Here is a 14977-nt window from a genome sequence, read left to right on the forward strand (position 1 = left end):
CTGCATAATTGTACCAACGAGCAATAATAAACTGGAGCAGTTACAAAGGCTTTAATAAAAATACTTGTTTAAAGGTTAGTGCTGGCTTCTGACGTTTTCTGCAACCACTCATTAGATATATCTATGAGCTGTGTTAATCGACTTTGGGTTGCTAATTCTAACGCTTTAGTAAATGCAACTATGGCTTGTTCAATATTATTCAAAGCGAGTTCAAGTTCGCCTAAGTCAATGTATATGCTTGACTGGCCGTACGGCTCTCTAATTGCTTCATAGAATGACAAAGCCTTAGCAATTTCCTTTCTCGATTGCTCGTAGTTAGTTAATTTAAGGTGTGCTTTTGCAGCAATTCGAGCATTATTTGCAAGGTACAAGTGATCATTTGTTTCTTGGCTCAAAGGTTTCGCTTTGTCTAGTAGCAACAGTGCTTGTTCATATTTGTTTTGTTGAATGACGCTAATGGCTTGCCAAACATAAAGCCTTCCCAAATTTTTAAGTTCTCCATTTTTTTCAGTAAACTTAACTGCATTTTTTGCGATTTTTTCGGCTTGAACGTATTCACCGAGATAAATATAAGATTTTACCAACATCTTAATCGCCAACAAATTCTCAGGTTCAGTGACCAATACCGCTTGAAACATGGTGGCGGCTTTCTCATAACCACCAATTTGGAATTCATCTATCGCTGATGCCATTAGCGTATTTGTAAAGTTACGCTGATAATTACTGGGAACTTTTCTTTGCTTAGCACCTAATGACGTTAGCATTAGCGTTTGAAAATCTGACAAAAGCGTATTGAGGTCATCGGCAAATACGACGCCACGAGAAACATCATTTGCCTTGTAAACCCTGTATACCAATTGGAACTCACCATTAAAACCAGCAATAGACTGAGTGATGATCACATTTGCGCCCGATACTTCAAACAATGGTTTTATGTCATCTTCTTCAAAATTATCGATGGCTAAATTGGCGCGCTTTATCGTATCTAAAACCATTTCAGTCGGTAAAACTAAAGGTTTTACCTGATACTGCAAATTATCAATAAGATGGTCCATTGCTCCGTAGCGCACCCATTTATATTCTGACCCCATGATACGATTGTTCACAGGCAATACAATAATTGCTCCTGCATCAGCGTGTGGTTCCTTGTCATCAAAATGGTTTTGTATGGTTAAAAAAGTGACTAACACAAGAGCCAAAGCAATGATTGCATATACGAACCTACGCACAGGGCGTGTTTTAAGCTGGGTGTTGGAGGGGGAGTTAACTTGGCTAGCTTCACCACAATTATGTGTATAGGTTTGCTTAGTAATTGGCACTGACACTGAGTAGCCTTTTCTCGGGTGCGTTTTAATAACGCGAGTGTCACCGAATATCTTGCGCAGTTCAGTGATGGATTGAAAAATGACGTGCTCTTCTACAATAACGTCGTTCCATACTTCTTGTAATAATTCACTTTTACTTACGATTTGACCATTTGCTTCAAGTAAGACGGTTAAAAGCTCTGAAGTTTTTGGCCTGACTTTAATGATCTCATTGCCATTATGAACTTCATTTTTTTGCGGGTAAAAATACCAACTGGCTATTTTAAAATAACGTGACATATGCCGTCTTAATTAATCTGGTACCAAATCGTTGAAATGACCTTGAGTTGGCAACTGAAACCTAACTATTTGTTAATTATAAAATTATAGAAATTTATAGAAATCTATAAGACTTAAAATAACCTTTGATATGGCATTGTAGCGTAAATTTTAACTGAATAGGTAATTCTAAAAATGGACATGTTAAAGCATTTTATAAAAAGCAGCCCTGCAATGGCCTCGATTATCATTACATTTTTCTCTGTCGGATTATTGTTTGTTGCTAAGGCGTTTGAAGCAGATCCTAATCCTTTGTTTAACTGGCCTCGTTTAGCAGTGTTGACGCTCATTTCTTTGGCCGTCATTCATTTACTAAAGGCGCTAAAGTGGCAAACTAAGGCTGGTTTAATGTTGCCTATACCTTTGTGGCAAGGACGTTGGTTGTTAGCAAGCATACCTCTTTTGCTCATCGCTTTATTAAGCTTAACGAGCGTCAGCTGGCAAGCAGTGGAATACTCACCAATTAGGCTATTTGCTTGGTTAACATCAAACTTCGCAACGGGTTTCTTCGAAGAAGTACTAATGAGAGGTTTGTGTTTCTATATGCTTCTTCGTAAATGGGGAAGCACTCAAAAAGGTGTATTCTTAGCTGTCCTTTTTCAAGCATTTATTTTCGGTGCAGCGCATCTTGCAAACCTTTATCACATGCCAATGATTGACGTCATTGCACAAGTTATCTTTGCTACATTAATCGGTATTGGTTTCGCAGGACTTGTATACCTTTCAAAGTCGCTGTGGCCTGCCATTATCGTTCATACCGCAATTAACAGCTTTGGTACGATTAACGACTTTTTCGTAACCAACAGCCAAGGTTTTGAAAGCCCTGGTGTAACCGCATATGTGATTATTGTTGCGCTCTTCCTCGTGCTATCAACCATACCCGGCCTTTTCTATCTGCGCGCAGGCACATCTAGATTGCCTGCCGCCCAAGTTTAAGTACGGTGGCATTATGTTTAGATTAGTCGTTATTGCATTAGGTTTGCTGTTCTTTCCATTCGCTAACGCTCAAAACCCAGAGCATTTAGCACAAGAAGCCTATCTGCAAGCCTTAAAGCATATTGTACAAGCAAGAAGTGCTATTTCCGATGGGCGCTCTATTGCTTTTGTTGAAATCTCAGAAAACCGCACTGGCTCTCAAAAAACGAAACAAAGGCAGCTTAGATTGAATGAACACGGTAATGAAGTGCTCTACCCAAAGGTAAAGCCTAGTGACGAAGATGAACTGATAAATTGGCAATCCAGTATAATGGTTGAGCCAAACCGTTTCCCCAAACAAGCAAAACTGATTAGAGAAACAAAGTCGACATGGATATTGAGTATCCCAACAACAGTGTCGGCAAAAATAGACGAGTCAAACCAAGAAGTAGACAGCAGTAAAATTAACAAGCGCATTCAATCTTCATTGGTCACTGAACTTACTGTTTCAAAACAATCGCCTCGCTTTTTAGCATTGAAGGTTTTTGCCAAGAAGCCATTTAATCCTGAGGCAATGGTCAAAGTGCATGAATTTATTGTGAGGTTTGAATTCGCTGAGGCTTGGTCAGGTGGCCCACTCATTACTCGCACCGTCTCAAAGGTCCTAACAGGGAGTTACGCGTTTTTTATCGACATAGAAGCGTTCTCTATCACCCGCTACGAACAGTTTCAAATCGTTAACTAAGGGTTCCATGCGTCTAATTTAGTCACTGTCGGGGAACTGTCGTGTCAATTACGTACCTGACAGTGATAGTTTTGATCAAATATTTTAGTTGGAGAGTGCAGGAGATATTTTATGATTCTTAAACAACTAAGGATAAGTCGTCGTTTGTCACAAGAACAACTCGCTGAGATGTCTGGCCTTAGTGTCAGAACTATTCAAAGGATAGAAAGCGGCGCAAATGCAAGTATAGAATCTCAAAAATGTATTGCCGCAGCGCTTGATGTATCAATCGATACATTGCATCAGGAGACTATTATGTTTGATAAAAACTCAGAAAATTGGAACAGTTTGCCGCTATTTATGAAAATTTGGTTTACGTTTAATTTTTTACAACTTCGACCTAAGCGCAATACTGCAAAACGTATAGAAATTATATCGCATGTCTTTGGTTTTGCGTTCTGCCTACTAGGTTTGGTCAATGAAGCAGCGTTGGTTGGTGGACTTATTATGCTAATGACAGCGTATTTATTTACGCTGCTCAAGTGGCAAGGGGATAAGTTTGGTATTTGGTATGAAGAAATAACAAATAAGGATAATAAATCATAAAGAGCCTAACTCTTAATTATAAATGGATAAACTCCTTACATCAGGAATGCTGTTTGCAATGCTATATACCAGCGAAAATGCCAAGCAGGTTAAATGAACCACTAACGGAGCAGACAATCAATCAACAAGGTTTATATATCTGACATTTAATGTAAAATTGCGCCAAGCTATATAACGTTTTTTTGGGTGGCCTTTTTTCGGCCACACTGACAAGGAAATCCCATGAAAAAATTACTCTGTGCGGCGCTTGTAGGTGCTGCGTTTATTTCAGCACCCAGTTTTGCAGATATTGGCGTGACGGCGTACGCAGGCCAAACTTTTAGCCAAACACTTACCACCAGCAAAGGGCAAGAGCATGAAATTGCTGACGACGCTCATTTTGCAATCAGCGTAGACAGACACATAAATGATACCAAATACGGCATCTACTACAGCTTTTTTGGCGGTGAGCTAGAAAGTAACGCGCAACAGAAGATAGATTCAGAACTGTTACTGTTTCAAAGTGCGGTATATAGACCGGTAACAGAAAATCTATCAGCCTATGCTGGTGCACAGCTTGGCGCTAACTATATCACCACCAACTTTGTCGAGAAGGATACCTTCTTCGCATCAGGTTTATTTGCGGGTGTTGACTACAAGCTTGCGGGAGGATTGAGCGTGGGCTCAGAGCTAAGATGGGTTGCAACCATCGTAAAAAACAGTTCAAAAATTAGTTGTGATAATGACCCAACAACAGATGACGGTTGCGGCTGGCACTTTGATGGCGATGTATTGACTCAATTTCAAGCGAGTCTCAATCTAACCTATCGCTTTTAATGAAAAAGCCCAGCTAAAACTGGGCTTGATGGGTCAAGAAGCGAGCTGTGTATGATTACTTGTTGAATTCCTCTTTTGATAGTTGGCCATCTTTGTTGATGTCCAAGTCATCAAATACTTTGATAAGCTGGTCTGACATAGCTGCTTCACTTTTGCTGATCATGCCGTCTTTATCAAGATCATAATCGCTGAAGCCACCTGCCATCGCAGCACCACTGGCCATAATTGCCACAGTTGTTACTAGTACGTTTAGCTTTTTCATCATTTTCTCCTTAAATTGAGATTTAATTTATCTGTTATTGATTAATATTCGCTAAATTCTTTCTCGTTTAGCATGCCGTCCTTGTCAGTATCTAGCTTGTCAAAAGCCTCACTGAGTTCGACTGAGACGGCCGCCTCTTCTTTACTAATTAAGCCATCTTGATTTGCGTCATAATCGCTAAAACTAGCGGCTAAGGCTGCGCTGCTGCTTAAAACCAGCAAGCTACCAATAAGTGTTTTTAAACTGTTCATAATTGACTCCTATTGTTTAAACCGAGCAAACTCTCTAGGGCTTAGATCATCGCTTTGGTCGCTATCAAGCCTTGCAAATTGTTCAATCAGTGCGCTTGATATTTCGGCTTCGGAGGGCGTGATTAGCCCATTGCCATCAACGTCAAGCTCATGAAATGATAATCCTGCAGCCATTACTAATGGGGCAAAAAGTGCAATGACTGTAGCAAATGACAATGTGGTTGGGATTTGCATTGCTATGCTCCTTATATTGGCTTGGTGAGCTCTATAAAAGCTCACCACGACATCCAAAAATTAGCCCGAGAACTTCTCGTACTCTGATTGAGAAAGCTCTCCATTGCCGTCGGTATCTAAATCTTTAAATTGCGCCATTAGTTTTGGCAGTGCTTTAGACTCGCTTAAACTGATAGCGCCATTACCGTCTGTATCTAACATGTCAAAACTCGACCCTGCATTTGCCAGTAGTGACATTGAACCAAGAACGGTGAGTGATGTAGCAATAATTAAGTTTTTCATAGTTAGCTTCCTTCCGTTTGTTTAGCTCGGGTGCTTTTAGCAAGTGCCTGAGCGTTTCACGATAAATTCAACCTAACTATTCCAACTTTGATGCCAAACATTAAAAGTCATTTATTTACAATGAGTTATGATTTTTCACATACTTTAGTTCAGGTAAGGTTTAATGAGGATGTTGCTATTTGGCAACAGCTTTTTGATGGCAATCGTTTAGGTACTGTATTTTCAATCAGTTAGCTTGTTGCCATTTAGCAACACCTCACTCTTACTGCGTAATACATTGCCAAGAATACGCTAAATGTGTTGCACAACACGCCTACAATTTAGAACTGCGCAAATAATAAAAAAGTAATTAATAATCAATTATTTAAAAATAATTTTCAATATTCTATTGTGCTAAATGTATTTGTTGCCAGATAGCAACATACGGGGATATTCAATTGAGTACAAACGGTATGGCCGTATTAAGCGCTGTAAAGTTAAACGCCATCAACAAAGATATGATTATGAAAGTCTGATAACCTCCTTGGCACTTGAGTTGGCTTGTTTAGAAGTCTCAATAACCGCGCAATACGCGCTTAGTTCAAGCGCTGGTATTGAGACCAAATTGATACACTTCTAGTTTTCTAATCAAAGTGTTGTAGTTGTTGATAACCTCTGGTGTAGCCTGCCCCTGACCTTTCACTGTGGCAAGACTCTCTTTCATATTGGCAATAACGTTAAAACGCTCACTGTTAGCTTGCTCAAGTGTTGTACCGCCCAGGCTACCATCATGTTCAATTAACCCGTAACGACCCGTCATAAATGCCATCTCCCCCATCGATAACACTCCTTGATCATACAAAACTTTGGCTGCATTTGACTGCTCGGCTAAGGTCATATTGGTAAAATCAAACGCTCTATCAACGGAGCGGTTAGGCGACTGGGCAATCTTTTGCCCCTGCTGAGCGTCACTTACCGTTTGAGTATTTCGCTGGTTTTCTCTAACACTTTGATTAGTATTGGGAACCTGGTAATAGTTATTAATTCCTTGAGTGATCATGATTAATCCTTAAACTGATTACGTGCATTGGTACACTCTACAAAGCAAGTTATGCTCCAGTTTTAGTCACTGTTTTCTCACCAAGCTCAGATTCAGTCTGGGGACCCCCTACAATGTTTGTTAAACATGCCATAAAAACATCGACGATTGTTTGCTGAGCACCGTACAGGCAAATAATTCATCACTCACCTTTCTTGCTGCGCCATAACATACATGCAGTGGTAACAGATGCTCCTCACGCGGGTGGCAAAATCGCGCCTCAGGCGCTGTATGCCAATTAGCTAATAGCTGTGTACGCTGTGCTTCTGTAATATTGGTGTTGGTCAAAGTGTTGCGTAGCCAAGTCTCAAATGTTTGGTTTTTTTGATTTGCGCTGTCATCTGATGAAAAAAATGCAGCCATATTATGAAACGAAAAGCCCGATCCAATGATCAGTAAGTTCTCCCAATCTAAGCTTGCTAGCGCCTGCCCCATCGCTAAATGCTTTGTTGCATCCAGTGAGCTATCTAACGATAGTTGTACACACGGAACATCCGCATCAGGAAACATCAGCTTGAGTGGTACAAACATGCCGTGATCAAAGCCGCGCTGTGGGTCTTTTTGTACGTTGATACCGCTGCTTTGCAGACACTGTTGTACAGCTTGAGCCAATTGCGGCGCACCTTTACATGGGTACTGTATGTCATAGGCCGCTTTTGGGAATCCATGGTAATCATAGATTAAGTTTGGCTTAGCACCTGAGGTGAGCGTGGGAATATTTGCTTCAAAGTGGGCACTTATTAGCAAAATAGCGCTCGGCTTTGCGATTTTACCCGCCATAACTTTTAACGTATCAATCATATTTTGATGCGCGGAGTCACCTAGCAGTGGCATTGGGCCGCCACCGTGGGCAATGTACATGATTGTGCGAGCATTGTTCATACGCTTCTCCAAAACCAAGCCTATAGGCCCAGCTGTTTGGGCCTATTTCTCTGGCTTAACTGCTATCGTTACTTGGCGAGCTTCTTGCTCAACCAGTTATCCATCGAGAGCTGACCACCCCCTTGAATGGTCAATGCCAGTGTGGCGGCAAACAATGCCAGTCCAAACTCATAACCATTGTTTGACATAAATAAGCCGTTGTTAAAGTGCACGGTAAATATGGCAACTAACATAGTAAAAGCACTCACCAATGCCGCTGGGCGTGTAAGCAAGCCAGCAATTAAGGCTAAACCGCCAAAAAACTCAGCGCTGCCCGCCAAAAATGCCATCAAATACCCAGGTTCTAAACCAATGCTTGCCATCCACTGCCCTGTTCCCGCAAGGCCATATCCGCCAAACCAGCCAAACAGTTTTTGTGCACCATGGGCTGCCAGAATAACCCCCACTGGTATACGTAAAACCAACGCCGCACTGCCCGCACCAGATGATAAAATTTTTAAAAGAGTTTGCTTGTTCATAATCAATTTGCTCCAAATAAGTGTCTTTAGGCTGTCTGCGTACAGCCCTGTGCTGTTAGGTATAGATTACTGCCAACTTTAAAAACCATAAAGGTGTGTTATATTGAATAATTACCAACATAATGTTTATAAACAATTGGAGCTTAGATGGACCGCGTTGATTTACTCAAAGCCTTCGTAACGGTGGCAACAGAAGGCAGCTTTACCAAAGCGGCCGACAAGCTAGATACCTCAAACCAGTTGGTCAGTAAGTATGTCTCGCAACTTGAGAGCTATTTGGGCGCACGACTTTTTAACCGCACCACAAGGCGCATTCACCTCACTGAGGCAGGCGAGCAGTGTTTGCAATACGCCAAGCATATTCTTGAAGGTATCAGCGATATGGAAGGCCATGTGGGCCAGTTTCAATTAGAAGCAAAGGGCTTGCTCAGAGTCAGCGCACCAGTGAGTTTTTCCACATTACATTTGGCCTCGTTGCTCAGAGACTTTAAACAGGCCCACCCTGGCGTGAGTATTGACCTACAACTGAGCGACAGAAAAGTCGATGTGGTTGAAGAAGGCTTTGATGTGGCGCTGCGCATTGGCAACTTAAGTAGCTCCTCATTAGTGGCCAAAAAAATCGCCCCCATTCGCCTAGTCATGTGCGCCTCTCCCGCTTATTTAGCAGAGCATGGTGAACCCAAGCATCCAAGCGAGCTAAAAGAAGGTCACTACCTACGATACAGCTATATGGATTACAGTCAAAGTGACTCCCCCCTTATTAACACCCTAAAACAGCGCAGCCAAAAAGGGGATGTGAGTTTGGTTGTCAACAATGGTGAAATACTGGCCGAGGCCGCCATTGGGGGGCAAGGTTATGTGCTACAACCGACTTTTATTGTCAGCCAAGCACTACAACAAGGAACTCTCAAAATCATTTTGAACGAGTATGAGCCAGCACCAACAGCACTGTATGCGCTCTACCCGCATCGCAAGTTAATGTCGCACAAGCTCAGAGTCTTTATAGACTTTTTGAGCAATTATTTTGGTCAACCGCCGTATTGGGATAGCTTTGAATAAAGTTGATTGAGTCCACAATCAACAGGTGTAATGCCGTGAAATACAAAACGCCTTTTCACCAAACCGTTTTGTATTATACTTTGCCATTACCCGCGACGCGCTAGGTTTTGAGTCGCAGCGAGACGATTAAAAGGACGATTATTATGGCAACTCCAACTGCAGTAAACGGCCAAATTACTGATGCTGTGACACAAGTCAATAGCAAAGTACTTGGCAATACCCACACCTGCAAAGCAAAACCTCTGACACTGGCTGTACACTCAGCCCTTGTTGACGCTGCGCCAACCTCAGTTAACGGCCAAATCACCGATACCGTGACACAAGTCAATAACAAAGTACTTGGCGACAGCCCAGCTCAAGTGATGGGTAATCTAATGATTTACACCAGTCAAGCGCTTGCTAACGCTGCCTATAACGCCGTACAGCAACAAGCGCAGGAAGGTATTGACGAGCAAGCCGCAACTGCAATGGCAATTAGTACTTTGTTTGATGTGGATACAGCAGCATCCGGAGTAGTAATTGAGAAGATATATCACTGAGGCCATACTTATCGGGCCTCACAGTCACAATTGCATGATAAACGCTAATTGACATGTAAGATCTGCTAAGTACCTAGCAGCTCTTGTATTTTTCACAGCATAGCCCACGATTTAAGACGCAAGCTGCTTTGTTGCTTCATCCGGCATAAAAAATGGCACCGATGTGCTTTTACCATCCAGCTCTACTTGATAGGTCATATAGCGCCAAGCGTTATCACTGGCAGCTGTTGCTCGCGCGTTTTTAACATCCCAATCAACAAAGCCAAAATCAGGCAAAGCATAAAGAGTACGAAGATGTTCATCAGTGCTAGTATCCCAATAATATAAATGACCATGCTCAGAAGCTAACACCACAGTTTTACCGTCACTTTGTACAAAACAACGGCTTAACCTCTCGCCAAACTCATCGACTACCTTTAAACATTCCCCTGTTTTGCTATCCCAAATACGCATCGTACTATCACGACTGACTGAAACTATGGTCACTCCATCACCCAATACCACACAATCGTTTACTCCAGCTTCATGACCGCTGAGTGTGAGCATACATTCCCCTGTTCGGCTATTCCACAGTTGCAGTTTTTTATTTCTGTTGGCCGAAACCAGCGTTACGCCGTCCCCCAGCACTGCTAGTGAATTTATTCCTAGTATATCACCTTTAAATGCCCTTAAGCATTCAGCGGAACTGCTATCACAAACAGCCAATAGATATCCTTCATGTATTGAAACTAGAGTCTTCCGGTCACCTAAAACGATAAGACCTTTACTCAATGTATCTCCTGCATTCAACAAATTGATACATTCACCTGAACACCTATCCCACAACCTCAATGTACCATCATTGCTAGTTGATACTATAGTGGCACCATCGTCTATAATCACAAAGTCATTAACAGCTCTTTCATGCCCAGCCAGTACTCGTAAACACTCGCCAGTTTGACTGTTCCAAACTCGTAATGTCCCATCTTCACTGGCCGATACCAAGGTCACCTCATCATCTAGCAGTTTACAATCCCACACATCTCCCTTATGTCCTGCCATGCATCGCCCAAATATTCCTGTGCGGGTATCTAATATTCGAATCGAATGTTCTCTATAACAAGCAGCTATCAGGTGATCTGAAAGCCTTATGTAATGAGTATTATCTCGAAAGTCCTCTCCTAGTGTGGTTAAGCAAGCTCCTTGTTCACTATCCCACACCCGTGCTGTTCCATCTGCATTCAATGTTACCAATGTTTTTCCATCTTTTGATACTGTACAGTTGATTATTGAACAACTATCTCCATTGAGCTTGCGCACACATTCACCAGTATTGGTATTCCACAATTCAACTCCATATCGACCACAGCAAGCAACTGTAACACCGTCCCCTAATACAGAAATTGAATAGATGGTAGTCTCTACATCAATAGTCTGTAGACAAACCCCAGTTTGGCTATCCCACAACCTTAGCGTATGGTCACTACTTGCCGAGATTATGGTTTGACCGTCACCCAACACAGCACAGGTTTGCACCATATCAGAATGTGCGACTAGCTTCTGTAAACATTCGCCTGTTTCACAGTCCCAGATACGCAATCCATAATCCGCACTGTATAAGACAATCCGCTTGTCATCACCCAATACGGAGCATCCAAACACTCCTAATAAACCCAATTCAAGCATATTAGAACACTCTCCAGTATTGGTATTCCATCTCCGCAGAGTTCCGTTGTAATCTGCAGAAACAAGCGTGATACCGTCACTAAGTAATGCACAGTCTACAACTGGTTTCTCACTTCCTTGAATAACCTTCAAACACTTCCCCGATTGCCCGTCCAATAATCTCAGCTCACCACCATTGTGTGATACAGAAACAATGGTTATACCATCACCAAGCACAGTGCACGCAAGCACACCGCTTGGATGCCCTTGAAGTACCTTTAGACACTCTCCAGTTTGGCTGTTCCAAACTCTTAAAGTACCATCGTATGATGCCGTTACTATAGTCACACCATCACCCAAAGCCGCACTGTCTTTTACATGCTCTACATGCCCAGAAACAGCAATCTGCTTATTCGCTAATCCCAGTAAAACCCTTGGGTGTTTTTGCCCATTAAAAATGGTTGGCATTAGATGCGGTGCACAGTAATACTGCTGCGTATGGCGTGTATTTGCCCCCTCTAAGTCCACGCTTTGCATATTACTGCGATAAAACATACAGCTAGTAAGATTGGCGTCGTTAAAATTACTACCCACCAATTGGCAGTGCTCAAAGCTGGCTTGGGTGAGGTTCGCGTGGGTAAATTTAGCGCGATGCATTACGAGGTTGGCAAATTTAACGCGGCGCAAGCTGGCCCCGCTAAAATCCGCATTGACTAAAGACAGTTCAGTATCTGGAGTAATTTCCAAGTCATCAAGGTTAGCACCAGTTAAGTTGATGCCCGCCAAGTTGGGTGGGGTAAACCCTAAGCGCTGTGACAACAGCGCAAAGTGTAAAATATTTTCGCTAACTTGTGGGCGGTATTCCCGCTTCCAACCACTGAGAGTTTGTAACAAGTGCTTGTTATTTGGCTCAGCCAACAACTGAGCCAAAAACGCCAAGGTTTCTTGGCTGGGTTGGCTCATGGCCCAAAGCGCTGGCCGCTCAGTTTCTATAGCATGTAACAAGTAATTGGCTAAGAAGAACTCTTGTAATGAAGTGTGCGCAAAACGAAAACGACTATCTGATTTTCTATCGTCACGACTTAAAAAAGTGGCGGTACGCAAGTCTTCTTCTAGCAGCTCAGGCGAAATCTTGCCATATCTGGCTACCAGCGAGGGTTGCTCTACTAACCATTGATGGAACCAATCCTGAATATCTGTGGCAGGCAGTGCGCGCTGGCCTTTATGCCACAAAAACGCCGCTAAATGGGATGCCAACAGCTTTTTATGCGCAGGATTAATATGATGCTTACCATCGTCACGGTCTAACCAGCGGTCTACCATCATTTGGTATAACCCCACGCCACTGACGCTTTCCCCAAGCTTACGCTTTTGCTCAATTTGCGGGATCAACTCACTCACTAGCTTTAAGGTATAGGGGCGTTTACTGAGATCGGTTAAATCATGCACCGAGGCAATCATGGCCAGAATATCATCGGGGTCTAGGCCGGGTAGGCTGTGGCGCAAGTAGGTGATAATTTGCTGCTCGTTAAAGGGCAGCAAAATCATGGCTTCAATTCTGTCAGTTTTATAGCCGCCCCGCTCACTATTGGTAAAGTGATCAATCTGCTGGTGCAGTGACGGGAAGTACTGAGTGCGGCACGACAACAACATTTTGATATTTTGTTCTGGCAAACGTTGTTTTAAGTCGGTTAAAAACTTAAACAATTGATTAGTAAAGCGCTGACCGCCGTTATCCGTGAGTTTGACCAACACTTCATCCAAGCCATCAAAAATCAACAGTACACCAAATTGTTTTGCCCAGCGCTCAATATCCAGCAGCGTAAACTTGCTGTGGTCCTCGGTGCCAAACCAACCGTACTGTACACAATCTTCGATGATTTTTTCAATATTGGGCACCTTAGCATCGCTTAGGTTTTCAACATGGCGTAAATCAAAATACAATGAAACGGGGTAGTTTTTATCATCTTGATGCGCCTTGCGCATTGCTTGGTCAAACATCTGGCAATTTATGGTTTTACCCATGCCGTATTCGCCCAGCAAAGCAAACGCATCTTTGTCATCACGAAAAACCCATTCCATCAGCGCTTGTTGCAAAGGCATACCACCCACCTTTGAGGTTTCACCAATCCTTGGGGTCTCATCAACACGATGCAACTCAGCTTTATTGAGCGATGTTTGCACCGCTAATGCATCATCCACCGTGAAATCAGTATTGTTTAAATCATGGCAAAGTGCTTCAAACCTATCGGGCCCGATATCTGCTTCTGGCTTTTCATGAGGAAACTCACCGTCTGGTTTATTAGGGTAAGGTGAGCAGAGCGCCAACGCTTCTTTAACAACTTTTGCCGCGTGTCTGGCTGCTAAGGCCTGATCTTGCTCCTTGCTGCCGCTGTTTTTATGACCATCAGCAAAATCACAAATGGCTTTGACCACAATCCAGTCTAAATTGGCGCGAGCAGCAGCAGTGTATAGCCCTGTGCCCTCCATTTCACCGCCAATGGCCTCTGGGGCGTGACCTTTGAGGTCGTTTAGAAAGCCCGCTGAGTCAATGAGTTTATCGCCGGTAAACATCCCGCCAAAACGCAGCTCTGGAAAATCGTGAGCTTTGCTTGCTAGCAAATGATGGTGAAGCTGTTTGAACGCCGTTAATAATTTATGGCTTGCCGCGGGGCGAGCCCCCCTAAGTAGGCTACTACCATCAGGGTTGACGCGCGCCAACTCGTATGGAATTAAATACTCTGAAACCAGTACATCACCCACATTTTGCTTGGCCTTGTTGATACCAAACGCAATGCCCACTGCAATCACCGCTTTGGGCTGCCACGCAGCGATTGCCGCTTCAGCGGATTGCAATGCACCTATGGTCGCCTGTGCTGAATGCAGTAATACCACTTTATGACCACTGACCAAGCCCAGTCGATAGTACAGACGGTCTTTTTTCACCAAGCCTTGCTCGGCACCATTACAGCCAAACTCTAGTAAGCACTGTTGTAACTCATGCTCGTTAAAAGTCAGCAATACAATATCTGCTTTATCAACAAAGGTGGCCTGTTGATCTGTCGTCAATACCGCTTCTGCGATAGAGTCCAGCTCTTTGGTGTAGGGTTTAGGAAGTTCTGTTTGCTGCGCCTCAAACCAAACCTCACGCTTGCCTGCCAATTTTTTATCTGCCGTGATCTCCAAGCTTACTGAGCTGCCTTGTTCCTCAAACTTTTCATTAAGCTGTGAAATCAAACGATTTAACGACGCATTTGCTGAGGCGCTCGTGTTAAACACAAATAAATGCTCGTGAATATCTGCCACTTGCACGGTGCCCTCCGGGCTTAAAATATCGAGCAATTCATCAATTTTTTTAGCAAACGCGGGCTTAAGTGCCCCTCGTATTTTATCGACAGCGTTACGTGCTAAGGTGGGTTTAAGAATAGGCATGGCAGACTCCTTTTTAAGTAATGCTTAAAAAGTACACCGCACTTGCTCAATCGTCAAGAGAATTTTGTTTGAATTGTTTGATATGACCTATT

Annotated in this window: 15 protein-coding genes; 6 read left to right on the top strand and 9 right to left on the bottom strand. The window is 43.0% G+C overall.

Features of this window, described 5'->3' with window-relative positions; all coding sequences use genetic code 11:
• Positions 1-68 precede the first annotated feature (68 nt).
• A complete protein-coding gene (locus L1070_RS17080; RefSeq protein WP_237126467.1) occupies positions 69-1604 on the bottom strand; it encodes a winged helix-turn-helix domain-containing protein in 1536 nt (511 codons plus the stop codon).
• Between the two features lie 174 nt (positions 1605-1778).
• Between L1070_RS17080 and L1070_RS17085 the strand changes: the two genes are divergently transcribed.
• From L1070_RS17085 to L1070_RS17100, 4 genes are all read left to right on the top strand, one after another.
• Positions 1779-2579 (top strand): CPBP family intramembrane glutamic endopeptidase, encoded by an 801-nt coding sequence (locus L1070_RS17085; protein ID WP_237126468.1) that lies wholly within the window; start codon positions 1779-1781, stop codon positions 2577-2579.
• Positions 2580-2592: 13 nt separating this feature from the next.
• A complete protein-coding gene (locus tag L1070_RS17090) occupies positions 2593-3303 on the top strand; it encodes a hypothetical protein (RefSeq protein ID WP_237126469.1) in 711 nt (236 codons plus the stop codon).
• 111 nt (positions 3304-3414) lie between these two features.
• Positions 3415-3888 carry a helix-turn-helix domain-containing protein gene (locus L1070_RS17095; protein WP_237126470.1) on the top strand — a complete coding sequence of 158 codons (474 nt, stop codon included), beginning with the start codon at positions 3415-3417 and terminating at the stop codon, positions 3886-3888.
• Between the two features lie 222 nt (positions 3889-4110).
• Complete coding sequence (locus L1070_RS17100) at positions 4111-4704, top strand: hypothetical protein (RefSeq protein WP_237126471.1); 594 nt, start codon at positions 4111-4113, stop codon at positions 4702-4704.
• Between the two features lie 55 nt (positions 4705-4759).
• On the opposite strand, the gene L1070_RS17105 is transcribed toward L1070_RS17100, so the two are convergent.
• From L1070_RS17105 to L1070_RS17135, 7 genes are all read right to left on the bottom strand, one after another.
• The gene (locus L1070_RS17105; RefSeq protein ID WP_237126472.1) at positions 4760-4966 is read right to left on the bottom strand and encodes an EF-hand domain-containing protein; all 207 of its coding nucleotides are present in this window, start codon (positions 4964-4966) and stop codon (positions 4760-4762) included.
• A gap of 41 nt (positions 4967-5007) precedes the next feature.
• A complete protein-coding gene (locus L1070_RS17110) occupies positions 5008-5217 on the bottom strand; it encodes an EF-hand domain-containing protein (protein WP_237126473.1) in 210 nt (69 codons plus the stop codon).
• Positions 5218-5226: 9 nt separating this feature from the next.
• Entirely contained in the window at positions 5227-5451 is a 225-nt protein-coding gene (locus tag L1070_RS17115; RefSeq protein WP_070987623.1) for a hypothetical protein, read from the bottom strand.
• A 60-nt stretch (positions 5452-5511) separates the two neighbouring features.
• Positions 5512-5733 carry a calmodulin gene (locus tag L1070_RS17120; RefSeq protein WP_070987621.1) on the bottom strand — a complete coding sequence of 74 codons (222 nt, stop codon included), beginning with the start codon at positions 5731-5733 and terminating at the stop codon, positions 5512-5514.
• A gap of 580 nt (positions 5734-6313) precedes the next feature.
• Positions 6314-6772, bottom strand: coding sequence for a hypothetical protein (locus tag L1070_RS17125; RefSeq protein ID WP_070987619.1), 459 nt, complete (start codon positions 6770-6772; stop codon positions 6314-6316).
• Between the two features lie 120 nt (positions 6773-6892).
• Positions 6893-7693 (bottom strand): class III extradiol ring-cleavage dioxygenase, encoded by an 801-nt coding sequence (locus tag L1070_RS17130; protein ID WP_237126474.1) that lies wholly within the window; start codon positions 7691-7693, stop codon positions 6893-6895.
• A 68-nt stretch (positions 7694-7761) separates the two neighbouring features.
• Positions 7762-8211, bottom strand: coding sequence for a DoxX family protein (locus tag L1070_RS17135; RefSeq protein ID WP_237126475.1), 450 nt, complete (start codon positions 8209-8211; stop codon positions 7762-7764).
• 147 nt (positions 8212-8358) lie between these two features.
• Between L1070_RS17135 and L1070_RS17140 the strand changes: the two genes are divergently transcribed.
• A complete protein-coding gene (locus L1070_RS17140; RefSeq protein ID WP_237126476.1) occupies positions 8359-9270 on the top strand; it encodes a LysR family transcriptional regulator in 912 nt (303 codons plus the stop codon).
• Between the two features lie 248 nt (positions 9271-9518).
• Positions 9519-9809, top strand: coding sequence for a RebB family R body protein (locus tag L1070_RS17145; RefSeq protein ID WP_237126514.1), 291 nt, complete (start codon positions 9519-9521; stop codon positions 9807-9809).
• Positions 9810-9920: 111 nt separating this feature from the next.
• Here L1070_RS17145 and L1070_RS17150 read toward each other — a convergent pair whose 3' ends face one another.
• Positions 9921-14885 carry a pentapeptide repeat-containing protein gene (locus L1070_RS17150; RefSeq protein ID WP_237126477.1) on the bottom strand — a complete coding sequence of 1655 codons (4965 nt, stop codon included), beginning with the start codon at positions 14883-14885 and terminating at the stop codon, positions 9921-9923.
• Between the last annotated feature and the right edge of the window lie 92 nt (positions 14886-14977).

The sequence above is a fragment of the Pseudoalteromonas sp. MMG022 genome, assembly GCF_021654245.1.
GTDB lineage: Bacteria > Pseudomonadota > Gammaproteobacteria > Enterobacterales > Alteromonadaceae > Pseudoalteromonas > Pseudoalteromonas amylolytica.

Excerpts from the sequence above, each read along its gene's own strand:
- L1070_RS17150 (WP_237126477.1), bottom strand. The coding sequence starts at position 14,885 with ATGCCTATTCTTAAACCCACCTTAGCACGTAACGCTGTCGATAAAATA.
- L1070_RS17080 (WP_237126467.1), bottom strand. The coding sequence starts at position 1,604 with ATGTCACGTTATTTTAAAATAGCCAGTTGGTATTTTTACCCGCAAAAA.
- L1070_RS17105 (WP_237126472.1), bottom strand. The coding sequence starts at position 4,966 with ATGAAAAAGCTAAACGTACTAGTAACAACTGTGGCAATTATGGCCAGT.
- L1070_RS17110 (WP_237126473.1), bottom strand. The coding sequence starts at position 5,217 with ATGAACAGTTTAAAAACACTTATTGGTAGCTTGCTGGTTTTAAGCAGC.
- L1070_RS17100 (WP_237126471.1), top strand. The coding sequence starts at position 4,111 with ATGAAAAAATTACTCTGTGCGGCGCTTGTAGGTGCTGCGTTTATTTCA.
- L1070_RS17130 (WP_237126474.1), bottom strand. The coding sequence starts at position 7,693 with ATGAACAATGCTCGCACAATCATGTACATTGCCCACGGTGGCGGCCCA.
- L1070_RS17085 (WP_237126468.1), top strand. The coding sequence starts at position 1,779 with ATGGACATGTTAAAGCATTTTATAAAAAGCAGCCCTGCAATGGCCTCG.
- L1070_RS17090 (WP_237126469.1), top strand. The coding sequence starts at position 2,593 with ATGTTTAGATTAGTCGTTATTGCATTAGGTTTGCTGTTCTTTCCATTC.
- L1070_RS17115 (WP_070987623.1), bottom strand. The coding sequence starts at position 5,451 with ATGCAAATCCCAACCACATTGTCATTTGCTACAGTCATTGCACTTTTT.
- L1070_RS17125 (WP_070987619.1), bottom strand. The coding sequence starts at position 6,772 with ATGATCACTCAAGGAATTAATAACTATTACCAGGTTCCCAATACTAAT.
- L1070_RS17140 (WP_237126476.1), top strand. The coding sequence starts at position 8,359 with ATGGACCGCGTTGATTTACTCAAAGCCTTCGTAACGGTGGCAACAGAA.
- L1070_RS17120 (WP_070987621.1), bottom strand. The coding sequence starts at position 5,733 with ATGAAAAACTTAATTATTGCTACATCACTCACCGTTCTTGGTTCAATG.
- L1070_RS17095 (WP_237126470.1), top strand. The coding sequence starts at position 3,415 with ATGATTCTTAAACAACTAAGGATAAGTCGTCGTTTGTCACAAGAACAA.
- L1070_RS17135 (WP_237126475.1), bottom strand. The coding sequence starts at position 8,211 with ATGAACAAGCAAACTCTTTTAAAAATTTTATCATCTGGTGCGGGCAGT.